This is a genomic window from Stenotrophomonas sp. Ker107b (assembly GCF_053847245.1).
The window spans coordinates 1,309,360-1,333,675 of sequence record NZ_JBSPHX010000001.1; the positions used below are offsets into that span (position 1 = coordinate 1,309,360).

Genomic DNA, 24,316 nt, shown 5'->3' on the forward strand with positions numbered 1-24,316 from the left:
CAGCGCATTCCATGTGCGCAACGTGCGAACTGTGACGCAGCTCTTTTTCGTCGGGATGACGCAATTCCCTGCGTCAAAATGCCACGGCGCAATAAGCGTCAACACCAATCAAGTGGACGCGTGCATCGCCGATATCCTCGCGACTACCCCTGCACTACGCACGGGCAGTGCCTCCTTCATCGCATGCGAGATACTGATGCAACACGTCCTATTGAAATTCCGCGTCAATCAACGACTGTCTGCCGCTTTTGCCGCGCTCATTCTGATCACCCTGATCATCGCCGGATCCGGCCTCTGGGCCTTGGCTGCGACCAAGCAGAAGCTGGATGTGATCGTCGAAGAGAACATGGTGAAGATTCGACTGTCCACCGACATGCTGGATGCCAACGCCCAGGTGGTGGCTGCAGTGCAGGGCCTGTTGCTGGAAGACGATGTCGCCAGCTATGACGGCTACCTGCAGCGCGTGCACCGGTTCCGCGAGGCGTACGACGGGGCACGCGATGCGCTGTACGCGATGCCTGCCACGGTCGAAGGCAAGCAGATGCTGCAGCAGATCACGGTGTCACGCGGCGCGGCGCGGGCATTGATCCAGGCCGTGATTGACAGCAATGCCGCCGATGATATGACCGCTGCCCGGGCGCACTTCGAGGACGCCGAGGTCGCCATCGACCAATGGCAATCGTCCATCCGCAAAAACATTGCCTTCCAGCAGACCGACAGTGACCGCGCGTATGCGGATGCGGAGCTGCAGACCCGCCGTGGGAAAGCGCTGCTGATCGTGGGTGCAACGGTGGCCGTGCTGATCAGCGCGCTGCTGGCGTTCCTGATTACGCGCAGTCTGACCGTGCCACTGCGGGATGCAATCGCCTGCGCCGACCGGATTGCCGGTGGCGATCTGACCGCGAGGATCACCCCCATCGGTAATGATGAAGCGGCGGATCTGCTGCGCAGCATGGCCAACATGCAGCAGCGCCTGTCTGCCTTGATCAACGCGCAGCGCGAGCTTTCATCCCGGCAGACCAACGGGCAGAGCAGCTACCGCATCGATGCGGCCGGCTTCCCGGGTGCGTATGGCGAACTGGTCCGTGAGACGAACGAGCTGGCCAACAGCAATGCGGCACTGATCGGGCAGATCGTCGCTACTGCCACCAGCTACTCGATCGGCGACCTGAGCGTGCAGATGCGGCAGTTGCCCGGCGAGCAGGCGGTGATCACCACCGCGATGGAGACGATGCGCAGCAACCTGCTGGCGATCAGCTCGGATATCCAGCGGCTGGCCAGCGCCGCGGCCCAGGGTGACTTCACGCAGCGCGGCGAACCGGACCAGTTCCAGCACGCCTTCAAGGGCATCCTTCTGGACCTGAACCGCCTGATCGATGTCACGGATGTAAGCATCGCCGAGATCGCCAAGGTGCTGCTGGCCATTGCCGATGGCGACCTCACCGTGGAAGCCAAGGGCGAGTTCTCCGGCGTCTTTGCCGATATCCTCGCCTCTGCCGGGGCCACGGCACGGAACCTGCGGGGCATCATCGGCGGCATCCAGGCCAGTACTGCGGTGATCTCCACCTCGGCAGCGGTGATCGCGATGGGCAACAGCGATCTGTCGCAGCGCACCGAACAACAGGCCGCCAACCTGGAAGAGACTGCTGCCTCGATGGAAGAGCTCACCTCTACCGTCCGGCAGAACGCCGAACATGCGCGCCAGGCAGCGCAACTGGCTGCACTGGCCGAAGAGAATGCCTCTGCCGGTGGCACTGCGGCGGCCGATGTGATGGATACCATGCGCGAGATACAGGTCGGTTCCGGCCGGGTTGCAGAGATCATCTCGGTCATCGACGGCATCGCCTTCCAGACCAATATCCTGGCGTTGAACGCCGCCGTTGAAGCGGCGCGCGCGGGTGAACAGGGCCGTGGTTTTGCGGTTGTGGCCAGTGAGGTCCGAACGCTGGCCCAGCGCAGCGCCGATGCCGCCAAAGACGTGAAGGCCTTGATTGAAGGCTCGTCCGACCAGGTCAAGAAGGGCGTGGTGCTGGTCGACAATGCCAGCGCCTCCATGCGTGAGATCGTCAGCTCGATCCAGCAGGTACGCCACGCGGTGGGCGAAATCGCCGCTGCGTCGCAGGAACAGACGGCGGGTATCGAACAGGTCAACCAGGCCGTGGTGCACATGGATGAGGTGACCCAGCAGAATGCCGCGCTGGTCGAGGAGGCCTCGGCGGCCTCCCGATCACTGGAGGATCAGGCCATCGTGCTCAATCGCGCGGTGGTGGTGTTCAAGGTGAGCTGACGCATCGCCCGCGTCGCACGGCTCGCCCTGGCGGGCCGTGCGCGTGGAAATGGCGTGGCAGCATGCCGGACAGTGCCGGCGCCCTACCCTCACGTCAGAGGCGCCGTCTTCAGCCTGCCGTCCTGCAGTTCCACCACCTGATGCCCGAACATGGCCACGTCTGCCGGATCATGGCTGATCAACAGCAACGGAATGCCGGTTGCCGTCAGTGCGGCCTGGAGCTCCTGCCGAAGATGCTGGCGCAATCCATGATCCAAGGCAGCGAATGGCTCATCCAGCAGCAGCGCATCGGGCGTGGTGACCAATGCGCGCGCCAGCGCGGTACGTTGTCGTTGCCCGCCGGACAACTGGGCGGGATACATCTGACCGAGCTGCTCGATGCGGAAGGCATGCAGCCATTGATCCACACGTGCATCATGGGCACGACGGGGTGGATTGAGCCAGCCTCTGTGCAGCCCGAAGGCAACGTTCTGCCTCACCGTGAGATGGGGAAACAGCGCGTAGTCCTGGAACACGTAGCCGATGTTCCGCTGCTGCGGCGGGAGATCGACACGAGGGTGCTCGGCAAACAGCGTCCTGCCTCCCAGCACCACGTGCCCGCGATCCGGCCGCAGCAGGCCTGCGATCAACTTCAAGGTCAGGCTTTTGCCTGCACCGGAAGGCCCGAACACGACAACCTGCGGCGTGGAGCATTCCAGCCTCAGCTGCAGATCGAAGCGCTGACCACCGGCTTCCAGCCGCTTGTCGACATCCAGTTCAAGCCACATCGTGCGCCCCCCGTCGTCGGCCACCCACCAAGCGGGCGGCAGCCAGCAGGATCACGATGCAGACCACCGACGTCAGGATGACCAGAAGATTGGCCTTTTCGTCCTGACCGGCCTGCACGGCTTCATAGATGGCAATGGAGAGCGTCTGGGTCCGCCCGGGAATGCTGCCTGCCACCATCAAGGTGGCACCAAACTCGCCCATCGAACGGGCAAACGCCAGCAGGAGGCCGGCAAGAATGCCACGCCACGCCAGAGGAAGGCTGACACGCAGAAAGAGCGCGAACTCCGGTACGCCAAGCGTACGGGCCGCCTGCTCCAGCTGTCCGTCCACGTCCTCGAACGCGGCACGCGCCGGCTTGAACACCAGCGGCAGCGATGCCACGGCTGCCGCGATCACGGCAGCCTGCCAGGTAAATACGAGGTTGATGCCAGCGTGTTCCTGCAGCCAAGCGCCCAACGGACCATTGCGCCCGATCAGCACCAGCAGGTAATAGCCCAGCACAGTGGGCGGCAGCACCATCGGCAAGGTCAGGACGGTGTCCAACAGCTCGCGCCCCGGGAAACGGTAGCGCGCCAGCAAAGCCCCCAGGGACACCCCGAGAACCAGATTGATCGCTGTGGCCCAGCCGGCGACCTTGAGCGACAGCCACAACGCGGTCCAGTCCAGGCTCATCGGTCAGGGTGCGCTGAAGCCGTGGCGCTTCAGAATGGCCTGGCCTCGCGCCGACCGGACGAAGGCGATGAAGTCGAGCGCATCGCGTTCGTGCCGGCTGCCGGAGATGGCCGCGATCGGATAACGGATGGGCGCGCGAAGCGGCACCTCAAACGCCCGGATCACCCGGCCCGGCATCACCCGCGCGTCGCTGGCATAGACAAATCCCGCGTCCACTTCGCCTCGTGCGACATAATCCAGCGATTGCCGGACATTCTGGGTCAGCAGGACTTTGTCTGAGAGCTGCTGCCAGAGCCCGGCCTCTTTCAGGGCCTGTTGGGCGTAGCGGCCGACCGGCACGCTGTCCGGGTTGCCGATTGCCACGCGCTGGATCTTCTTTGCAGCCAGTGCAGCCAGGTCTGCGGGCATTGCTGCGGTCGCCGGCGGAACCACCACCACCAACCGGTTCGTAGCGAACGTCTGCCGGGAAGCGGGCATCAGCAGATGCCGGGTGTCGGCGAGGTCCATGGTCTGCATGTCCGCGGTAGCCAGTACGTCCACCGGTGCGCCACGTGTGATCTGTTGCAACAACACGCCAGATGCCGCGAAGTTCAGGTCGACCTTCGTGCCCGGTCGTTCGTTCTGATACGCCGCCGCGATCTCCCGGAAGCTCTCAGTAAGGCTGGACGCCGCCGATACTGTCAGGTCCGCAGCATGGAGTTGCACGGAAAAGAGTGCGGCCAACAAGCAGAACACTACGCGCATGATTCGCCTCCTGATGCGGTATTCATGACAGTTCGCCCCGGCCATCATGCGGTGTCGCCAGGGCAGCAAGAAGCTCGGGCTGCAGCAACAGCACTTCACGCTGCTTGACCGAGATGACGCCATCATCGTTCAGCCTACGCAATACCCGGCTTGCGGTTTCGGGCGCCATGCGCAGGTAGTTGGCGATTTCGGTCCGGGTCATGGTGAGATTGAAGCGACGGGACGAGAATCCACGGCGCGCATAACGTTCGGAAATGTCCACCAGAAAAGCGGCCATGCGCTCTTCGGTGCGGTTGTTGGCGCCCAATTGGGCAGCTTTTCCGATTTCGGCGCTGAGCAGGCTGAACAGACGCGCTTGAAGGCCGGGCATGCGAATGGCCAGCTGACTTATTTTCGGAAACGAGATGCGGCACAGATACACCGTGTCCAACGCTACGGCATTGCAGGGGTACCGGGCGCCGTGAATCGCATTGAGGCCGATGACCTCCCCAGGCAGACTGAATCCCAGCACCTGATCACTGCCTTGACTGTCATCGACGAAGGTTTTCACCGTGCCGGCCCGCACCGCGGCGATGGCGTCAAACGCCTCCCCCGCCCGGAAGATCACGTCCCCGGCATGGAACGGGCCGACATGGTCGACGAGCACGTGCAGCTCAGCCAGCGCGGTCTTGTCATAGCCCTGGGATGTACACGCGTCGGAGAACGCGCACGTGCTGCAGAATCGCAGCGAGTTGCCATCATTGGCGGCTGCCGGCGAGCGTCCTTGCTGATCGGGTGCAGCATGGATGGGTGAGATGGCGGACATCAGGGCAGGCCGGCAGACGCAGTCGTCACGGGGCGGAAACACGCGGCCATCATGCGCCAAAGCAGAATGCCCTCTGGCTCCAGGCGCAGTATCCTGCCCTCCCAGCGCGCCCAACCACGCGCGAGGAAAGGCTGCAGCCGCGCAATCGAATCGGCGAAGCATGCCGAGAACGCCACTGCGTTGCGCCATTCGAACTCGTCGATATCCAACGTGTGATTGCAGGCGATCTGCTGCACAACTTCAGAGGCGAGCGCCTCTTGGCTGGACTGGATCAGGCCTGCAACGACGCCGATGTGTCCGCTCGCCAGTTTCGCCTGCCAGCGGGGAACATTATCGTCCAGCCGGCACAGGACATCGCCAATCTGACTGCAGGCACCCGTGCCGATGCCGATGAAGTCCGTACGATCACGCCGCGGCACTCTGGCCAGGTCGCAGTGGCGATAGTCATCCGGCGCATGTTTCGGCGGAGCCCGATCACCACGCTGATGGTGATCGCCGCCAATGGGCACGTAACCGGCCTGCCTGACCAGTTCCCAGGCACGCACCCAATTCCCCAATGCAGGATTGTCCGGCCGCGTGTAGGGTGCCGGCAGCAGAACGCGCTCGGGCGCCATGGCGAGTATCCGCTGGACCCGATCGAGAAAGCCGGCATCATCGGCCGCAGGTACGCGCAGCTGGTAATAGCAGGCAATGAACCCGGCCCCCTGCCCCTGCGCCAGCAACCCCGGACCATCTTCCCCCGCAAGGTCGATGACAGTCAGACGGGTGCAGCCGATCCCCCGAAGGTCGGCGGGGTGCCGCCGGCTCCCTGCATCAACGCGCACTTCTACTTGTGGGCGGGCTACAACCCGCAACGTCTGCGGCACAGCGTCGATGACCTGTCCCAGCGCCTGCGGTGTCAACTGCTCGGCAAGCCCGCGGTGGAGGATCATCGCCACGACTTCGCGGTCATCGGCAATCCGCTCGGCGTGCAGACGCAGGCATGCCAGCAACGCGTCGCGGTAGCTGTTCCCCGCGTCGGCAAGGAGATCGCAGGGCGCCTGCATGCCGAGGGTCAGCGAGCGTGGAATCAGCTGCTCATTGCTTGTGCTGAGCGCGTTGCGCCATCCGGCCTCTTTGAAGCCGGGACTGAAACCGTTGGCCGGCGGATAGAGGACGTAGGCAGGCTGTTGCAGCAACGATTGCTGCAACACGTGGGTGTGGGACAACAGTGGCTCGGCGCTCATGTGGCTATCCTGACCGCCGGCACGGTCCGCCGCCCTGATCTGGATCAAACCCGTGCACGGGCGTCCTCGGCAGCAGCGTTGATCGCTTCGGGCAGATCGGTTTCGGTGTCAAGCTCCGGGAAGTGCCGGCGCTCCATGCGCCGGATCGCCAGGTGCATCCACCCCAGTGCCGCGCTCACGACCAGGAACAACAGCATGAAGCAGCTGCTCCAGATACCGATGGCATCGTTGAGCGCGCCGAACACGATGGGCAGGATGAAGCCGCCGAGCCCCCCGATCATGCCGACCACACCGCCCACCGCGCCCACGTGCTGCGGGTAGTACACCGGAATGTGCTTGTAGACGGCCGCCTTGCCCAGCGACATGAAGAAGCCCAGGATGAACACCAGCACCGTGAACATGCCTGCGCCGATGGCGAGATGGAAGCGCAGCTCACCGTGGATGCCCTGGACCACATACACCGTGTCCGGATAGGCCAGCAGGAAGGTACAGATGGCCGATACGCCGAAGGTCCAGTACATCACCCGGCGGGCGCCGATCCGGTCCGAAAGCCAGCCGCCCACAACCCGGAACAGGCTTGCCGGAATCGAGTAGCACGCCGCGAGCATGCCAGCGGTGCCTACATCCATGCCGTAGGCACCGACCAGATAGTGCGGCAACCAGAGTGCCAGTGCCACGAAGCCGCCAAAAACAAAAAAATAGTAAAGCGAGAAGCGCCACACCTGCAGATTCTTCAGCGGGGCCATCTGTTCGGCAAACGGCACAGGCTTTACACCTTCGCGCCGGCGTTGCTCACGCGAGGGATCCTCCTTGCTGAACAGAAAGAACAGAACAGCGGTGACTGCCAGCGCCACGGCCCATACCTTGGCCACCATCATCCAGCCTGCAGCGACCATCACCAGCGGCGCCAACAGCTTGGTCACCGCCGAACCGATGTTTCCCGCGCCGAAGATGCCCAAGGCGGTGCCTTGACGGTTGGCAGGGAACCACCGGGATACATAGGCCACCCCAACCGAGAAGTTGCCGCCGGCAATCCCGACGCACAGCGCGGCAAACAGGAACTGCGGGTACGTCGTGGCATAGGTGAGCATCCAGGTCGCCACTGCGCCGCACAGCATCACCAGCACCATGAGCTTGCGGCCACCGAACTGGTCCGACCAGATGCCGAGGAACACCCGGCTGACCGAGCCGGTCAACACCGGCGTGGCGATCAGCAGGCCGAACTGGGTGTCGGTGAGGCCGAGCTGCTCACTGATCTGGATGCCGATGATCGAGAAGATCATCCACACCGCGAAGCACACCGTGAAAGCGAACGTGCTCAGCCATAACGCACGTTGCTGCTGGCCGTGGCTGGCCGGTTCAAGAGAGGCAGTCATGGGATGTCCCGAAGGTGGAGGGGCTCATTCGGCCTGCGCCTGGATCTCATCCAGGCCGCGTACCGGGTAGCGCTCCTGCAGCGAAAACAGGTAGGTCTGGACATCGCGCTGGCGCACCTGCAGCTCCAGATAGTCCCGGATCTGCTCGTGCACGGCATCGAACTCCAGAGCCGCGCCTGATTCCAGCGCATCGACGCTGACGACATGGTGGCCCCAGCGCGATTCCACCGGGAAGCCCGCCAGGCCCTGCCGCAGCCGGAAGACCTGGCGGTCGAACTCAGGCGTGGTCTGCCCGCGCTGCAGCCAGCCCAACGCTCCGCCCTGATCCCTGGAGGGACAGTGCGAATGGCGCAGGGCGAGATCGGCAAACAGGTGCGGCTGCGCCTTCAGCTCGAGGATCATCGCCTCGCCCTGCGCCTGTGCCTTCAGCCGTCCAGTCACGTCATCGGCCGGGGCCGCCAGCAGAATGTGGCGGAGTTGGATCCGGTCCGGCGCACGGAAGCGGTCCCGGTTCTGTTCGTAATAGCGCAGGCAGGCATCGTCGTCGGGCACGCGCGCCTGCAGCTCGCTGTCGAGCAGCTGTTCAATGAGCCGCTCTTCATCGATGACGTCCGCATCGTCATCGGGAACCAGGCCCAGCCGCGTTGCTTCCAGGCGCAGCAGTTCCCGGACCACCAGCGCTGTTGCCGCGTCCGCCCGTGATTGTTCCGGGCGCATGGCACGGTGGAACAACATCTCGCGGGCGATCTCAGCCTCGCTGATCGCCACCTCGTTCACGAACAGCAGGCACGGCGCGGGCTGGCCGAGGGTGCGCGGCCCCTCGCCTTCCGCGGCACCATGGTGATGGCCCGCTTCGGCCGGCACCGGCTGTTTGGAATCAATCACGGTGATCGGCAGGATTCTGGGCAGAGCTGTCATGGCTTACTCCCGTGGCCCATAGCGCAGCGTGGCCTGGCGGCGGCGGACGACCTGGTAGGGTCGCCACAGATAGCTCAGTGGAATGCTCCAGACGTGCACCAGGCGGGTGAAGGGCGCAATGAGGAACAGCGTCAGGCCCAGGAAGATATGCAGTTTGTAAACCCAGCTGACATCCGTGATGAAATCAGCAGCGCCGGCGCGGAAGGTCACGATGTGCTGCGCCCACTCGGCCAGCAGGACCATCACCCCCCCGTCCAGATGCCCCGACGAGACCTTGATGCTGATCAGGCCGAGGCATAACTGCGCAAACAGCAGTACCAGCACAAGGGTGTCGCCCACACTGCCGGTGGCACGCACGCGCGGGTTGAACAGGCGGCGCACCAGCAGGATCACGATACCGACAAAACACAGCGCACCGAAGAACCCACCGACCACCATGGCCAGCATCTGCTTCTGCGATGAGGTGATGAAGGGCTCGTACAACCAATGAGGCGTCAGCAGCCCTACCAGGTGCCCCCCCAGAATGGCGAGGATGCCGATGTGGAAGCAGTTGCTGCCGATCCGCATGCCGCGGTCGGACAGCAACTGGCTGGAGCCCGTGCGCCAGGTGTACATCGATTTGTCGAAACGTGCCCAGCTTCCGATGAGGAACACCGCGACTGCGATGTACGGGTAGAACTGGAAGGCGAATTGGTGCAGATGGTTCATGGCTGGACCTCTCGGTTCAAGGCGCGGGCCGGTGAGCGATGCGGAGGATCACACTCCTGCGAAGGGGCATCGGTGCCGAAACGCACCGCCTCCTCCTCCCACAGGCGGTCCATCGCATCGACGGTGTCGTCGCGGATTTCTTCACTGGCGCGCTGGCGCAGAATCTCCAGGTTGACCTTGCCTTCGCCTGCTTCGACAAGAATCTCGAACAGCGCCGCATGCGGCAGCTCGCGTTCTGCTGCGCGGGCAGCCAGCATGCCCGCGATGTGGCCAATGTGGTGCAGCCATTCCTTGGCCTCTTCCTGTGGCCGGTGGGACAGGTACTCCAGCAGCAGCGGGAGATAGTCCGGAAGCTCTTTGGCGTCCAGCTCGAAACCATTCTTCCGGTAGACGTCGATCAGGTCGACCATGGCCTGCCCGCGGTCGCGGGATTCACCGTGGATGTGTTCGAACACGAGCAGGCTCATCGCCCGGCCGCGGTCGAAGGTGGACAGCCAGCGATCCTGCGCATCCAATGGATCGGCGGCGAGCAGCGCCTCCACGAATGCAACGACCTGCCTGCGCCTGCCACGGGACAGCGCAGGGTCGTCCGCCGCGGCGAGGAGTTCTTCGCCATGCTGCCAAAGCTCGTCGCGTGGATAGTCCAGCAGCACGCCGATCAGTTTGAGCACAGTCATTTGATCACCTCATGACGCTGCTGACGATTGGGATGGACCGTAAAGCCCGTCGTCTTTCGTTGACTGAAAAGATCGGCCGGACTATCGCCATTGCAACCATTGCCGAAGGTAAACCCGCAACCACCGCGCTCGCCAAAGGCGTCGTCGGCGTACTCGCGATGACCGGTCGGAATCACGAAACGGTCCTCATAGTTGGCGATGGCCAGATAGCGGTACATCTCTTCTACCTGGGCCACGGTCAGCCCCGTCTGTTCCAATACGCGGATGTCCTCCACGCCATCCACATTGATGCCGCGACGCCACGCGCGCATGGCCATGAGCCGCTCCAGTGCACGTACGATGGGTGCTTCATCGCCGGCCGAAAGCATGTTGGCCAGGTAGCGCACGGGGATACGCAGCGACGCTACGTCGGGGAGCTCGCCATTCATGCCGACGTGCCCGCGCTCTGCAGCCGACTGGATCGGCGACAGCGGCGGCACATACCACACCATCGGCAACGTCCGGTACTCCGGATGCAGGGGCAGCGCGAGCTTCCAGTCGATCGCCATCTTGTAGACCGGCGAACGCTTGGCCGATTCCAGCCAGCTGTCTGGAATGCCTTCGGCACGCGCGGCGGCGATCACCGCCGGATCCTCCGGATCCAGGAAGATGTCCAGATGGGCCTGGTAGAGATCCTTCTCCGCAGGTACCGCCGCCGCCTCGCCGATGCGATCGGCGTCGTACAGCATGACGCCCAGATACCGGATCCGGCCGACGCAGGTTTCCGAGCAGACCGTCGGCTCCCCCATCTCAATGCGTGGGTAGCAGAAAATGCACTTTTCGGACTTGCCGCTCTTCCAGTTGTAGTAGATCTTCTTGTACGGGCACGCCGACACGCACATGCGCCAACCGCGGCATTTATCCTGGTCGATCAGTACGATCCCATCCTCTTCGCGCTTGTAGATCGCGCCGGATGGGCAGGCCGACACGCAGGCCGGATTGAGGCAGTGTTCGCACAGCCGCGGCAGGTACATCATGAACGTCTTTTCGAACGCGCCGTAGATCTCCTTCTGCACCTTGTCGAAGTTGTAATCGCGCGCGCGCTTGGAGAACTCCGAACCGAGGATTTCCTCCCAGTTGGGTCCCCACTCGATCTTCTGCATGCGCTGGCCGGTAATCAGCGATCGCGGCCGGGCCGTCGGCTGGTGCTTGCTGTCACCGGCGTCATGCAGATGCTGGTAGTCGAAGTCGAATGGCTCGTAGTAGTCATCGATCTGCGGCAGGTCCGGGTTGGCAAAGATCTTGGCCAACATCCGCCAGCGCCCGCCGGCGCGGGGCACCAGCTTGCCGGAGCGGTTACGCACCCAGCCGCCGTTCCACTTCTCCTGGTTTTCCCATTCTTTGGGATAGCCGATGCCCGGCTTGGTCTCCACGTTGTTGAACCATGCGTACTCCACGCCCTCGCGCGAGGTCCACACGTTCTTGCAGGTAATGGAGCAGGTGTGGCAGCCGATGCACTTGTCCAGGTTCAGGACCATTGCGATCTGAGCACGAACTTTCATCACGCCACCTCCGTTGCATTGGCCGGCACCGCTTCGCCGTCAAGCCAATCGACCTTGTCCATCTTGCGCACGATCACGAACTCATCCCGGTTGGTTCCGCAGGTGCCGTAGTAGTTGAACCCGTACGAGAGCTGCGCGTAGCCACCGATCATGTGGGTGGGCTTGAGCACGATCCGCGTCACCGAGTTGTGGATGCCACCCCGGGTGCCGGTGATCTCCGAACCGGGCACGTTGATGATGCGTTCCTGGGCGTGATACATCATGGCCATTCCCGGCATCACGCGTTGACTGACCACGGCACGTGCCGCGATCGCGCCATTGACGTTGAACAGTTCGATCCAGTCGTTGTCCACGATGCCGGCACTGCGTGCATCGTCTTCGCTGATCCACACGATCGGACCACCTCGTGACAGCGTCTGCATGATCAGATTGTCACTGTAGGTACTGTGGATGCCCCACTTCTGATGCGGTGTGATCCAGTTCAGTACGATTTCCTTGTTCCCGTTGCCACGCTGATTCAACAAGGGCTCCACGGTGCGGGTGTTGATCGGCGGGCGATAACCCATGAACGCTTCGCCGAAATCGATCATCCATTCGTGGTCCTGGTAGAACTGTTGCCGTCCGGTGACCGTTCGCCACGGAATAAGCTCGTGCACGTTGGTATAGCCGGCGTTGTAACTGACATGATCGTCCTCCAGGCCGGACCAGATCGGGGAGGAGATAATCTTGCGGGGCTGTGCCTGGATGTCACGGAAGCGGATCGCTTCATGCTCCTTGCCCACCGCAAGATGGGTATGCTCACGCCCCGTGAAGGTGCCGAGCGACTCCCACGCCTTGACGGCGACGTGGCCGTTCGTCTCCGGGGCGAGGTGCAGAATCACTTCGCACGCATCAATGGCACTATCGATCGCCGGACGGCCGTGGCTGACACCCTGCTCATGGACCGTGTGGTTCAACTTGCCGAGGAACTCCACCTCGTCTCGGGTATCCCAGTTCATGCCCTTGCCGCCGTTACCGAACTTCTCCAGCAGCGGGCCCAACGAGGTGAACTTGCGATAGAGATTGGGGTAGTCGCGCTCGACCACCACCATCGAAGGCATGGTCTTGCCCGGAATGGCTTCGCACTCACCCTTCTTCCAGTCGGCCACGCCGAACGGCATGCCCAGCTCATTGGGGGTGTCGTGCAGGGTCGGTACCAGCACCAGGTCCTTCTCCACGCCAAGCACGCCCGGTGCCATGTCGCTCAAGGTGCGCGCAACGCCCTTGAAGATCTCCCAGTCGCTCCGCGATTCCCACGCCGGGTCCACCGCCTTGGACAGCGGATGGATGAACGGGTGCATGTCGGACGTATTGAGGTCGTCCTTTTCGTACCAGGTGGCGGTGGGCAGCACGATGTCGGAGTAAAGCGCGGTGGTACACATGCGGAAGTCGAGCGTCACGAGCAGATCGAGCTTTCCTTCCGGTGCTTCATCACGCCACTTCACCTCCTCGGGCTTGATCGAACCGCTCTCGCCCAGATCCTTGCCCTGCAGCCCGTGCTTGGTGCCGAGCAGGTGACGCAGCATGTACTCGTGGCCTTTGCCGGAGGAGCCCAGCAGGTTCGAGCGCCAGATGAACATCATGCGCGGATGATTCTGGGCGGCATCCGGGTCTGCAAAGGCAAAGTCCAGCGAACCGTCCTTGAACTTTCCAAGCGCGTAGTCCGCGGGCGCCACGCCGGCCTGGTCGGCCTCCCTCACCAGCTGCAGCGGGTTGCGATCCAGCTGCGGGGTGCACGGAAGCCAGCCCATGCGAACCGCGCGCAGGTTGAGATCGGCCAGGCTGCCGCTGTACTTGGATGCATCGGCCAGCGGTGACAGCAGTTCGTTGACCTGCAGCTTTTCGTAACGCCACTGCCCGGTATTGAAATAGAAGAACGACGTTCCGTTCATGTGCCGCGGCGGGCGGCTCCAGTCCAGGCCGAAAGCCAGCGGTTGCCAGCCCGTCTGCGGCCGCAGTTTCTCCTGGCCCACGTAATGGGCCCAACCACCACCGGTCTGGCCCACGCACCCACACATGACCAGCATGTTGATCAGGCCGCGGTAGTTCATGTCGTTGTGGAACCAGTGGTTCATGCCGGCGCCGACGATGATCATGCTGCGACCACGCGTCTTGTCTGCCGTTCTGGCGAATTCACGGGCGATCTCGATCACATCGGCGCGGGGCACGCCAGTGATGCGTTCCTGCCACGCCGGTGTGCCCGGCACATCCTGATCGTAGCTGCTGGCCACATTGTCGCCACCAAAGCCCCGGTCCACGCCGTACTGCGCCAGCAGCAGGTCATACACGGTCGCCACCAGCGCCTGCGCATCGTCGGCGAGCGCCATCTGCCGCACCGGAATGCTGCGCTCCAGAACATCATCGACCGGCGCATTGGTCCAGCGATCGTTCTCCACGCCACCGAAGTACGGGAAGCTCACGGCCTCGATTCGGTCATGCACGCCCGACAGCGTCAGGCGCAGGCGGGTCTGCGTACCATCGCTGGCCCTCTCTTCAATGTTCCAGCGCCCCTTCTCGCCCCATCGGAAGCCCACCGAGCCATTTGGCACGGTGATGCTGCCACTGTTGTCGTCATACGCCAGGGTCTTCCATTCCGGGTTGTTCTCCTCTCCCAAGCCGCCCAGATCACTGGCGCGCAGGAACCGGCCCGGCACCAGACGGCCGTCTTCGCGGCGCTCCAGCCTGACCAGCATCGGCATATCCGAGTACTGGCGGCAGTAGTCCTGGAAATACTGCGATGGGGTGTCGACATGGAACTCGCGCAGGATCACGTGGCCGAACGCGAACGCCAGTGCAGCGTCGGTGCCCTGCTTGGGATGCAGCCAATGGTCAGTCAGCTTGGACAGCTCGGAGTAGTCGGGGCAGATCGCGACCGTCTTGGTGCCGTTGTAACGCGCCTCGGTGAAGAAGTGCGCATCCGGGGTGCGGGTCTGCGGGACGTTGGAGCCCCAGGCAATGATGTAGCGGCTGTTGTACCAGTCTGCCGATTCGGGAACGTCGGTCTGCTCACCCCACACCTGCGGCGATGCGGGCGGCAGATCACAGTACCAGTCGTAGAACGAAAGACAGGCGCCGCCCAGCAGAGACAGGTATCGCGCGCCGGCCGCGTAGGACACCATCGACATTGCCGGAATGGGCGAGAAGCCCACCACACGGTCGGGCCCGTACTGTTTCACCGTGTACAGATTCGAGGCGGCGATGATCTCGTTGGCTTCGTCCCAGGCAACCCGGACAAACCCACCCATGCCGCGCCGCGTCTTGTACTCACGGGCCTTGGCCGGATCCTCGACGATGCTGGCCCACGCCTCCACGGGCGACAGACGCTGACGTGCCTCCCGCCACATGCGGACCAGCACGCCCCGGATCAGCGGGTACTTGAGGCGATTGGCGCTGTACAGGTACCACGAGTAGCTGGCACCACGCGGGCAGCCTCGTGGCTCATGATTGGGCAGGTCCGGCCGGGTCCGCGGATAGTCGGTCTGCTGGGTCTCCCAAGTGACCAGGCCGTTCTTGACGTAGATCTTCCAGCTGCAGGACCCGGTGCAGTTCACGCCGTGCGTGGACCTCACGATCTTGTCGTACTGCCAGCGGGACCGGTAGCTGTTCTCCCAGTCCCGGCTTTCTGTTTTGGTCACCCCATGGCCATCGGCAAAAGGCTGGGCGTCGCGCTTGAAGAACTGCAAGCGGTCAAGGAAATAGCTCATCGTGAATCTCCCTCGGCAATCGTTGGCATCGTGGCTGGCGGGTGCGGTGGCTGCGGTGCGCGGGTTGTCAGCAGGGCGCTTCAGCGCCGCGCCGGTAGTACCACCACCAGGTCACGGCCAGGCAGGTAACGTAGAAAAGAATGAAGCCGTACAAGGCAAGCGCTGGACCCCCGGTCAAAGTGATCGACGAGCCATAACTCTTCGGAATGAAGAAGCCGCCATACGCGCCGATCGCCCCCGAGAAACCGACCACGGCGGCCGACTCGATGCTGGCTTGATGGGCTGCTGCGGCTTTACCCGCTGCATCGGCCTTGCTCGACAGGCGCTCATGCAGGGTGCGGAAGATCACGGGAATCATCCGGAACGTGGTGCCGTTGCCGATGCCGCTCAGAATGAACAGCGCCATGAACGCGGCAAGGAAGCCGAAGAAGTTGCCACCCTGGCCGTGCGTGGGCAGGAAGTGCAGCACGCCGAAGACGGCTGCGATCATCAGGGCGAAGACCCAGAACGTGAGCCGTGCCCCGCCCCACCGATCGGCCAGGCTACCCCCGACCGACCGCATGAGTGCACCCAGCAGCGGGCCGATGAACGCGTAGGTCATCGGGTTGATGTCGGGGAACTGGCTCTTCACGAGCAGCGGGAACCCCGCGGAGAACCCGATGTAGGAGCCGAACGTGCCGATGTACAACCAGCACATCAGCCAGTTGTGTTTGCGCTTGAAGATCAGCGCCTGCTCGGCAAAGGACGAGCGGGCACTGGTCAGGTCATTCATGCCGAACCAGGCGGCGACGGCGAGCAGCGCGATGGCCGGCACCCAGATCCAGCCGGCATTCTGCATGTACAACGGCGCGCCTCCATCGGCAGCCGGTTGTGGTGCGCCACCCAGTGCACCGAAGGCGGCGACGGTAATCACCAGTGGAACCACCAGCTGCGACACCGACACGCCCACATTGCCCAGGCCGGCATTCAAGCCCAACGCCATGCCCTGCCGTTGCTTGGGGTAGAAGAAGGAAATGTTGGACATCGACGAGGAGAAATTGGCGCCGCCGAATCCGCACAGGATGGCAATCGCCACGAATACCCAGAACGGCGTGGACGGGTTCTGCACGGCGAAGCCGAGCCAGACCGTCGGCAGCAACAGCGAGGCGGTCGACAGTGCCGTCCAGCGACGGCCACCAACGATCGGAATGACAAAGGAGTAGAAGATCCGGAGCGTGGCACCGGACAGGCTGGGGAGTGCCACCAGCCAGAACAGTTGATCGGTACTGAAGTTGAATCCGATCCTGGGCAGGTTGATCGACACCGCCGAGAACAGCACCCAGACCGCGAAGGCCAGCAGCAGCGCCGGGATGGAGATGATCAGGTTGCGCCTGGCCACGCGGTGCCCGCTGTGTGCCCAGTAGGCGGGATCCTCAGGATTCCAGTCCGTGATGATGCGACCGGGTCCATCACTGCTGCGTTGTGCTACATCGCTACCGGCTGTCATACATGGCTCCCAGGCTGTGGAGTGACGACGGGTCTCTGTAGTGTTTCCCGGGTCACGCCGCCATTGAGCCATCTGGTTGCGGGACCAGGGTTGATCTGGATCAATCACACGCGCTTTGATCGCGCGGGTATGACATATATCAATCGGGGGCGACGGAACCCGCCTCCCGCCGTGCCGGCCCGCGCTGCCGTACGCTGTCACGGACGTCCACATCGAACTGCAACTGAAGGGTGTCGCCGTCCGTGTCCAGCATGAACACGATGCCCTCGCGGCAGGGCAGACGCAGGCTGTATGCGGTGACCGCCTCGTAGGGAAGGAGAATGTCCAGATGTTGGACGTCACCGGCCAGCCGCGCCGCCGAGGTTCGCTCCAGCCGGATCTGCTGGGACCAGGCTTGTCCGGGACCGAACACGGTGCGGTTGACCACGCTGCCGCCGGACAGCAGCTGCGCCAACTCAGCCTCGTCAAGGCGGATGCGCAGGGATTGGTGTTGGAACTGCAGCTTCATGACGCAACGTCCTTCCATTGCTGGGGGGTGTTGCAGTTGGCCAGGAAGGGGAAATCGACGGCCGCTACAGGCAGTTCGATCACACCGAGCCGTTCCTGCAATGCCCTGAGAGCGCGCGGCCCATCAACCTGGTCAATCATCTGCATGATCAGGGTGCGACAACGCAAATCGATATTCAATCGCATGGGTAACGGTTGCCCGCTGAAGATCACAACTGGCGAGTGATGGGCGTCACGCAATTCGTGCAGAAGCGAGACACTCAGCCGTGGCATGTCCACTGGCACGATCCATGCTGGTCCGTCGGGCAGATGGACAAGGGCGCTGGCCAGTCCCCCCAGCGGACCACAGCCGGGGGTCACGTCCACGATGCCTTCATGTGCGGGGTAGTCTCCACTGACCCGCACCGGGTCCGCGCCCGCCGTCAGGAGCAGCCGGCGCATGTGCATCAACAGCGATCCACCCTGCCATTCCAGGGCGGCCTTGTCGCGCCCCATCCGCCGCGACTGCCCGCCGGCCAGCACCAGCCCGCTAATGGCTGTGGTGGTCATGAGTGGGCTCCCCGCCATCTGCAGATGCCTCTGATGAGGCGTCGCAAAGCGAGCAGCCTTCGCTCCAGATGCTGTCGCCGTCCAGGTAATGCTCCTGCTTCCAGATCGGCGATCGATGTTTGACGGCCTCGATGAGTGCCCGACACGCACGGAACGCCTCATCGCGATGCGGCGTGCCTGCGGCCACGATGATCGCTACGTCCCCGACGGCAAGGCGTCCTTTGGCATGCGCAACATACAGCTTCACGCGCGGGCCGAATGCCTTCTCCACATCCGTGGCAAGGCGCTCGAACTCCTTGAGCGCCAAGGGCACGAAGAGATCGTAGGTGATGCCCTGCACCTCCCGGCCATGGTTCAGATCCCGGACCTTGCCGATGAACATGTCGATGCCGCCAAAGCCTGGATCGGACACGAACGCGATGGCCTCGGCGGGATCCAGTGCAGCCTCTGCACGCTCCACTACCTTGAGTACTCGGATCGGCATCATGCTCATCCTCCACTCACTGGAGGAAGAATCGCCACGCGTCCATCCGCTGGCAATGGCTCGCCATCACGCAGCACGGTGTGCTCATCGGCGAACGCCGAGTACCGAAGCAACCCGGCTTGGAAGTCCGGCCAGCGCTGGGCCAGCACCTCGCCAAGCGCCACACGCAGGTCGGCGATACGGTCCCCTGCCACCTCCAGCTCCAGCATCCGCTCGGGCATCAGATCCGCATACGCACCGAACATCCGCACGACGACTTTCATCGGCTTTCCTCCTGAATAATTCCCTGGACCGGGTCGTTGTGTCCCCAGCCCTGTACCTGCACCCGGCTACCTGCGGGGGCAACGCTGTCCTCGCCGTCGAGGACGACCCATGCATTTGCCTGCACCATCGACATCAGCCGGAACGATTCCTGGCCCGCGATGACGCGGGCCGCGAGTTGGCCATTGCCGTCGATTTCAACCCGCGCACGCGCATGAAAGCGCCAGCCCGGCGGCTTCCGCACATCGCCCGTGAGTGGTAACGACCAGATCGGCTCCGCGCCCAGCCCCAGCAGACGGCGCAGCACAGGCTCGACAAAAAAGCGCTGCCCGACGGCAGCGGAGACCGGATTGCCCGGCAGGCCAAAGTACATCGCGCCTTCTTTCAATCTGGCGAACAGCACCGGCTTGCCCGGTCGAATGGCAACCTTGTGAAAGCCGATCTCCGCACCGCGGGCGCGCAATGCGCCGGGGATGAAGTCATACCGTCCCTGGGAGACAGCACCGGTGCTGATGAGGACCATCGCACCAGCGCGGAGTGCCTCGTCGACTGCCGCGTCGAAGGCGGCCACCTCGTCGCCGACCACGCCTTGCCAGACCACCTCGGCACCTGCGGCCTTCAGTCGCCCCACCAGATAGGGTCGATTGCTGTCGCGGATCTGACCGGAGCCCAGCGGCACGCTGGCGTCGCTGACCAGTTCCTTACCCGTGGCAATCACGGCGACGCGGGGACGAGCGCGCACCTGCACGTCGGCCACGCCGATGGCATGCAGCAGGGTGCACGCGTTGATGTCCAGCGTCGTCCCCGCAGGCAGCACGTCCTCTCCGTGCCCGACATCCTGCCCACGCAGGCGGACATGCTGGCCGGGTGTGACCGCCTGCGACACGCGGATGCGCTGAGGACGCCCGTCGCGCTGCTCGAGAATGTCCACGTGTTCGATCGGCACGACGGTATCGAACCCTTCAGGCATGCGTGCGCCGGTCATGATTTCCCATGCGCCATCGCTGCCATCGCTGCCATGGCTGGCCCCATCGCCGGCTGCCTGCCAGCCCTGGACCGCCAGCTCCATCCCTGCGTCGATGCCGGCCCCGCCGCAGTAAAGCGCAAAGCCGTCCATCGCCGCATTATCGAAGGGAGGAAGACACTGCGGGCTGCACACGTTGGAGGACAGTACTCGCCCTTTTGCCTCGGCCAACGCAACGGTCTGCGCGGGCATCGGCACCGTACTGGACAACAGCAATTCCAACGCATCGGCGTAGCTGATCATGCGTGGTCACCGCCGCCGATCATGGCGAGTGCGTGGCCCAGCACCGGCGACAGAATCTCCAGGCACTGAGCGGCAGCGCGGGGGCTGCCGGGCAGCGCTACGATCAGCATGTCATCCAACTGCACCACCTCGGCACGGCTCAACCACGCGAACGCCGTGTGCTGGGCACTCAGCCCCCGCACCATCTGGGATAACCCCTCGATACGTCGGGCGCCCAGCGACTGCAGCGCCTCAGGCGTCAGATCACGCGCGCCCAGCCCGGTGCCACCGGTGCAGACGCACAGTCGGATATCACCGCCGGCCAGCTCACGCAGCCGACCCGCCAGCGGTTCGATGCCGTCAGGCAGTACCTGCGCCACGACCACATCCGCGCCCAGCGTCTGTAGTCCTTCCACCAGCACCGGGCCGGATCGATCCGCGTACTCACCCCGGCTGGCACGGTCGCTCAGCGTGATGACCGCGCAGGGCACACCATCGAGGCGGCGCGCTGTGTGAGGTTGGAACAGCGCCCGCTCCTCCTCGCTCATTCCCTGTGGGTGCTGCCAGACGCCGCGCTTGCCCCCTTCCTTGAACAGCAGCCGGATCCCCGTGATTTCCAACGCGGGCTCCACCGGTTTGCTGAGGTCGTACAAGGTCAGCAGCGCGGCGTTGACACCGGCCAGCGCCTCCATTTCAACGCCGGTACGCGCCTCGCTGGCGCATTCGCACCACACACGGATCGCATGGCGTTCCGGGATCGGCGCGCAGTGAACGCGGACCAGTTCCAGCGGCAACGGGTGGCACAAGGGCATCAGTGCCGACGCCATCTTGGCTCCCTGTAATCCTGCGACTTCCGCCATCACCAGCGCATCGCCCTTGGGCAGGCGCCGCGCTACGATCAGCGGGTACGCGACCGGCCCGGCCAGGAGCTCTCCTACCGCTACCGCACGACGACGTGTGATGCGCTTGTCGCGCACATCCGCCATATGAAACGCTGCTGCGATCGGCCCACTCATTGTGTCGCTCATCCTCCTATCGATGCCAGGTGCGGGGTCAGCCCCGTCTGGCCCTGATGCAATCCATGTCCCGCGGCTTTCAGCCCGAGCTGGGTCGTAATGCGCGCCAACAGAGCGTCGCGGTCGGTGTCGTGTTGCAGCAGCGGTCTCAGCGCGATGCCGAAATCGCCAAACAGGCACAGTCGCAGATCGCCCGTCGCGGTAACCCGCAGGCGATTGCAGCCACGACAGAAATCCTTGGAATATGGCGCGATGATGCCGATCCGTCCGCGATGGTCCGGGTGTGCGTACTCCTGTGCAGGCCCGGCGTCCGGCGCGCGCGGACACAGCGACCAACCTGCCGCCTGCAGCTGATCCAGCAAGACCTCCGCGCGGAGATGGTGACGCTCGAAATACGCTTGATTGTCTCCGGTGCGCATCAGCTCAATGAAACGCACGCTGACCGGCCGATCCCGTATAAATTCCATCCACTGGGGCAGTTCATCGTCGTTGGCATCACGCAGCAGTACGGCATTGAGCTTGATGGCCGGCATGCCGAGCTGCTGGGCGATCTCGATCCCCTCCAGGATTTCGGCGTGCCGATCATGACCGGTGATACGTTTGAAGCGCTCCCGATTCAAGCTGTCCAAGCTCACGTTCAGCGCCGTCAATCCTGCACGGTGCCATCCCGGAAGGCGTCGCGGCAGCACGGTGCCATTGGTGGTGATCGCAATGTTCCGGATCCCGGGCACGGCGGCTACCGTGGCGATGATCTCCTCCAGATCCTTGCGCAGGCTGGGCTCGCCGCCGGTCAGCCGGATCTTGTGCATCCCCAGCGTCGCAAAGGCGCTCACCAGCCGACGGATCTCTTCCACCTGCAGGAAACCGCGCACAGGCCCGGCCTGGTAGCCATCGGGCAGGCAGTAGGTGCAGCGGAAGTTGCAGGCCTCGGTCAGAGACAGGCGCAGATACGGGAACCGGCGCCCGAACCCGTCTGTCAGCGGATTCATGGCCGGACCACGTTGCAGCTCCACCCTGTTCATCTGCCCTGAGCCTTTCTGCCGTTGATGGCACTTCTCGTTGGGAACCAGCGTACGTCGCTGGCGATGGCGATGGGATGACTTAAATCAATTCACACGAACGCAGGCCGACAACAGGTGTGGCAGCATGCAACGTCTCTGGACTCCGCGGGTAAGCCCCTACCATGATGCTGACCGACTTCGATGAACTTCTGGCCGAATCCCGGCGCCAGACCGAGCCGCAACGACTGCTGTTTGTATTCGTCCGCACCGAACTGCCGGACGCTGCGACGGAGGATCAGCGTGATCGTCACCAGCGGCGCGAAGGTGGCACGTTGAGCCCTGTGCTGTGCGTGGACAAGCTGCCTTCTGACATCGCCTCATTCCGTGCCCTCCATGACGAATCCCGGCGCACTGCCATTGACTGGGACCTGGTGTTCGTTGCTGCACTTGATGGCCGCGGGGGCGTAGCGCCCTCTGAAGATGAGGCAGCCCAGCCGCTTCGACTGATGGTCAATGCCATCAACAATGGACAGATCAACACCTTCGCCGCGTTCGACCGCGACGGTCATCCGGTCCAGTTCTACTGATTCAACAGTTGAAGGGTCAGAAAGAACACGACCAACACCGTGTTCAGGCCCCAGGCGACCGTCAAGCCACGCGCGGCCATGCCCAGGCCGGGCTGCTGGGCCGTCGGTGCAGCGCGCCAGACCGTCGGAATGATCCACGCGGTGAACAGCAGCAGCAGCGCGAACAGCGTCGCCGTGACCGCCCGAGAGCCATGAAGGTAAGACCAGAGTGCAACGGCCCAGAGCAGGTTGCTGGGGATGACCCCGTAAAGCCAGAAAACGCGCGACAGGCGTGACGGAGCGTGCTTCGGGTTCAACGAATGCGTTGAAGTGGACACAGTCATGGGCCCCCTTGAGTCGGGTTGGGCAATGAATGGTGGCTAGCTCTCTGCCCGGCAAGGATGCGCCACCTTCCGTGACATCGTCAAGGCAGCCGGACCTTCCTGTCCGTCGCAGCACCCACAGCCTCTTGATGCGGGCGCGTGCAGACTAGGGGCATGCCCACCCTCATCGTCCTGGCGAAGGAGCCCTGCACTGCGCCCTGACCTTTCACCCTCATCGCGTTCTGGAGCACGGCCATCGCCCGCGCGCCGTGTTCGGGGCTGGCTGCTGCGGATGCTCGCCCTCATCGCCGTAGTGGTCGCCATAGGCGTGTTCTGGAACAGCCCAATCGCACAATCACCCCGCGCACTCTGGCGCCTGTCCCAGATGCCAGCACCCACCGCCCTGCCCGTTCCCGTGGCCGGGGTAGCCGCACGCCAGGTCGCCGATACCTTCGGCGCCCCCCGTGGTCGTGATCGCACGCATGCCGGTGTCGACATCTTCGCCAAACGCGGCACCGAGGTGCGCAGCGCCACACCGGGCATCGTTACGGAAATCCGCGAGAGTGGCCTGGGGGGGCGTCAGGTGTGGGTCATGGGCCCGGCGCGCGAGCGCTATTACTACGCCCATCTGGATGACTGGCGCGACGGATTGGAGCGTGGCCAAGTGATCGAGCAAGGCACGGTGCTGGGCTACGTCGGTGACACCGGCAATGCCAAGGGCACCCCGCCGCACCTGCACTGGGGCATCTACGGTGACGACGGCGCCTACGATCCGCTGCCGCTTCTGAAGGCATGGCGGGATGCGCCCTGAGCAGCGTGCAGGTCCCCTTCACAACAAAGCGCACCGGACTAACACCCACGCGCCTAGCGTCGGTGGCTCAACACCCACCGGCAGTACCTCCATGGCGATCAAGACCGCAGAAGACCTGTTCATCCACGAGCTCTCGGATATCTACAGTGCAGAAAAGCAGCTGACCAAAGCGCTGCCGAAAATGGCGCGTGCGGCCTCCAATCCGGATCTGTCCGCCGCATTCACCCTGCACCTGGAAGAAACCCAGGGACAGATCGAGCGCATCGACCAGGTGGTGGAGCTGCTGGGGATCCGTCTCAAGCGCATCAAATGTGCCGCGATGGAGGGCCTGGTCGAAGAAGGCAAGGAAGCGATCGACAGCATCGAAGAAGGCCCGGTACGTGATGCCGCGCTGATTGGTGGCGCGCAGAAGGTCGAGCATTACGAAATCGCCTCCTACGGCACCATCGCCGCTTTGGCCAAGCAGCTGGGCTACAAGGCGGCGGTGCCGTTACTGCTGGAAACGCTCAAAGAAGAAAAAGACACCGACGAAAAGCTGACCCTGCTGGCCCTGGCCGGTGGCGGCAATGCCAAGGCCGCCGCGGCCTGAGTTCGACAAAGA

At 63.7% G+C, this 24,316-nt stretch carries 24 protein-coding genes; 4 read left to right on the plus strand and 20 right to left on the minus strand.

Going from position 1 to position 24,316, the window contains the following annotated elements:
- Positions 1 to 196: 196 nt before the first annotated feature.
- A complete protein-coding gene (locus tag ACWV8V_RS06025; protein ID WP_455899216.1) occupies positions 197 to 2,287 on the plus strand; it encodes a methyl-accepting chemotaxis protein in 2,091 nt (696 codons plus the stop codon).
- An 89-nt stretch (positions 2,288 to 2,376) separates the two neighbouring features.
- Here ACWV8V_RS06025 and ACWV8V_RS06030 read toward each other — a convergent pair whose 3' ends face one another.
- The 19 genes from ACWV8V_RS06030 to moaA form a co-directional block, all read right to left on the minus strand.
- Positions 2,377 to 3,054, minus strand: a complete 678-nt coding sequence (locus tag ACWV8V_RS06030; RefSeq protein ID WP_455899615.1) for a sulfate/molybdate ABC transporter ATP-binding protein — start codon at positions 3,052 to 3,054, stop codon at positions 2,377 to 2,379.
- Positions 3,044 to 3,727, minus strand: coding sequence for a molybdate ABC transporter permease subunit (gene modB, locus ACWV8V_RS06035; protein ID WP_455899217.1), 684 nt, complete (start codon positions 3,725 to 3,727; stop codon positions 3,044 to 3,046). The genes ACWV8V_RS06030 and modB overlap by 11 nt, the downstream gene beginning before the upstream one ends.
- 3 nt (positions 3,728 to 3,730) lie before the next feature.
- Positions 3,731 to 4,474: a molybdate ABC transporter substrate-binding protein gene (gene modA / locus ACWV8V_RS06040; RefSeq protein WP_455899616.1), complete on the minus strand. Its 744-nt coding sequence runs from the start codon at positions 4,472 to 4,474 to the stop codon at positions 3,731 to 3,733.
- Positions 4,475 to 4,493: 19 nt separating this feature from the next.
- On the minus strand, positions 4,494 to 5,276 hold the full coding sequence (locus ACWV8V_RS06045; protein WP_455899218.1) for a helix-turn-helix domain-containing protein: 783 nt from the start codon (positions 5,274 to 5,276) through the stop codon (positions 4,494 to 4,496).
- Complete coding sequence (locus ACWV8V_RS06050) at positions 5,276 to 6,502, minus strand: oxygen-independent coproporphyrinogen III oxidase (protein ID WP_259259993.1); 1,227 nt, start codon at positions 6,500 to 6,502, stop codon at positions 5,276 to 5,278. The genes ACWV8V_RS06045 and ACWV8V_RS06050 overlap by 1 nt, the downstream gene beginning before the upstream one ends.
- Before the next feature lie 44 nt (positions 6,503 to 6,546).
- Positions 6,547 to 7,878 (minus strand): MFS transporter, encoded by a 1,332-nt coding sequence (locus ACWV8V_RS06055; protein WP_455899219.1) that lies wholly within the window; start codon positions 7,876 to 7,878, stop codon positions 6,547 to 6,549.
- A 24-nt stretch (positions 7,879 to 7,902) separates the two neighbouring features.
- Positions 7,903 to 8,796, minus strand: a complete 894-nt coding sequence (locus tag ACWV8V_RS06060; RefSeq protein ID WP_455899220.1) for a peptidylprolyl isomerase — start codon at positions 8,794 to 8,796, stop codon at positions 7,903 to 7,905.
- Positions 8,797 to 8,799: 3 nt separating this feature from the next.
- Positions 8,800 to 9,504, minus strand: a complete 705-nt coding sequence (gene narI, locus ACWV8V_RS06065) for a respiratory nitrate reductase subunit gamma (RefSeq protein WP_259259989.1) — start codon at positions 9,502 to 9,504, stop codon at positions 8,800 to 8,802.
- Positions 9,501 to 10,181: a nitrate reductase molybdenum cofactor assembly chaperone gene (gene narJ, locus ACWV8V_RS06070; RefSeq protein ID WP_455899221.1), complete on the minus strand. Its 681-nt coding sequence runs from the start codon at positions 10,179 to 10,181 to the stop codon at positions 9,501 to 9,503. The genes narI and narJ overlap by 4 nt, the downstream gene beginning before the upstream one ends.
- Positions 10,178 to 11,722, minus strand: coding sequence for a nitrate reductase subunit beta (gene narH / locus ACWV8V_RS06075; protein ID WP_455899222.1), 1,545 nt, complete (start codon positions 11,720 to 11,722; stop codon positions 10,178 to 10,180). The genes narJ and narH overlap by 4 nt, the downstream gene beginning before the upstream one ends.
- The gene (locus ACWV8V_RS06080) at positions 11,722 to 15,465 is read right to left on the minus strand and encodes a nitrate reductase subunit alpha (protein WP_455899223.1); all 3,744 of its coding nucleotides are present in this window, start codon (positions 15,463 to 15,465) and stop codon (positions 11,722 to 11,724) included. The genes narH and ACWV8V_RS06080 overlap by 1 nt, the downstream gene beginning before the upstream one ends.
- Before the next feature lie 67 nt (positions 15,466 to 15,532).
- Positions 15,533 to 16,951: a NarK family nitrate/nitrite MFS transporter gene (locus ACWV8V_RS06085; RefSeq protein ID WP_259260074.1), complete on the minus strand. Its 1,419-nt coding sequence runs from the start codon at positions 16,949 to 16,951 to the stop codon at positions 15,533 to 15,535.
- Between the two features lie 139 nt (positions 16,952 to 17,090).
- A complete protein-coding gene (locus ACWV8V_RS06090) occupies positions 17,091 to 17,459 on the minus strand; it encodes a hypothetical protein (protein ID WP_259259984.1) in 369 nt (122 codons plus the stop codon).
- A complete protein-coding gene (mobA, locus tag ACWV8V_RS06095) occupies positions 17,456 to 18,007 on the minus strand; it encodes a molybdenum cofactor guanylyltransferase (RefSeq protein ID WP_259259982.1) in 552 nt (183 codons plus the stop codon). The genes ACWV8V_RS06090 and mobA overlap by 4 nt, the downstream gene beginning before the upstream one ends.
- Complete coding sequence (locus ACWV8V_RS06100) at positions 17,988 to 18,494, minus strand: molybdenum cofactor biosynthesis protein MoaE (RefSeq protein WP_259259980.1); 507 nt, start codon at positions 18,492 to 18,494, stop codon at positions 17,988 to 17,990. The genes mobA and ACWV8V_RS06100 overlap by 20 nt, the downstream gene beginning before the upstream one ends.
- 2 nt (positions 18,495 to 18,496) lie before the next feature.
- Positions 18,497 to 18,754, minus strand: coding sequence for a MoaD/ThiS family protein (locus ACWV8V_RS06105; protein WP_259259979.1), 258 nt, complete (start codon positions 18,752 to 18,754; stop codon positions 18,497 to 18,499).
- Positions 18,751 to 20,019 carry a molybdopterin molybdotransferase MoeA gene (locus ACWV8V_RS06110; RefSeq protein WP_259259978.1) on the minus strand — a complete coding sequence of 423 codons (1,269 nt, stop codon included), beginning with the start codon at positions 20,017 to 20,019 and terminating at the stop codon, positions 18,751 to 18,753. Before ACWV8V_RS06110 ends, ACWV8V_RS06105 begins: the two co-directional genes overlap by 4 nt.
- Entirely contained in the window at positions 20,016 to 21,014 is a 999-nt protein-coding gene (gene moaCB, locus ACWV8V_RS06115; RefSeq protein ID WP_455899617.1) for a bifunctional molybdenum cofactor biosynthesis protein MoaC/MoaB, read from the minus strand. The genes ACWV8V_RS06110 and moaCB overlap by 4 nt, the downstream gene beginning before the upstream one ends.
- 8 nt (positions 21,015 to 21,022) lie before the next feature.
- On the minus strand, positions 21,023 to 22,003 hold the full coding sequence (gene moaA, locus ACWV8V_RS06120; RefSeq protein WP_259259977.1) for a GTP 3',8-cyclase MoaA: 981 nt from the start codon (positions 22,001 to 22,003) through the stop codon (positions 21,023 to 21,025).
- 194 nt (positions 22,004 to 22,197) lie between these two features.
- On the opposite strand from moaA, the gene ACWV8V_RS06125 reads away from it, so the two are divergent.
- On the plus strand, positions 22,198 to 22,602 hold the full coding sequence (locus ACWV8V_RS06125; protein ID WP_259259976.1) for a ribonucleotide reductase subunit alpha: 405 nt from the start codon (positions 22,198 to 22,200) through the stop codon (positions 22,600 to 22,602).
- Here ACWV8V_RS06125 and ACWV8V_RS06130 read toward each other — a convergent pair.
- Positions 22,596 to 22,898, minus strand: coding sequence for a hypothetical protein (locus ACWV8V_RS06130; RefSeq protein WP_259259975.1), 303 nt, complete (start codon positions 22,896 to 22,898; stop codon positions 22,596 to 22,598). The two genes, ACWV8V_RS06125 and ACWV8V_RS06130, sit on opposite strands and share 7 nt — an antisense overlap.
- A gap of 298 nt (positions 22,899 to 23,196) precedes the next feature.
- Between ACWV8V_RS06130 and ACWV8V_RS06135 the strand changes: the two genes are divergently transcribed.
- Together ACWV8V_RS06135 and ACWV8V_RS06140 are read left to right on the plus strand one after the other, a co-directional pair.
- A complete protein-coding gene (locus tag ACWV8V_RS06135; protein WP_455899224.1) occupies positions 23,197 to 23,715 on the plus strand; it encodes a M23 family metallopeptidase in 519 nt (172 codons plus the stop codon).
- Positions 23,716 to 23,806: 91 nt separating this feature from the next.
- Complete coding sequence (locus ACWV8V_RS06140) at positions 23,807 to 24,304, plus strand: YciE/YciF ferroxidase family protein (protein WP_455899225.1); 498 nt, start codon at positions 23,807 to 23,809, stop codon at positions 24,302 to 24,304.
- Positions 24,305 to 24,316 lie beyond the last annotated feature (12 nt).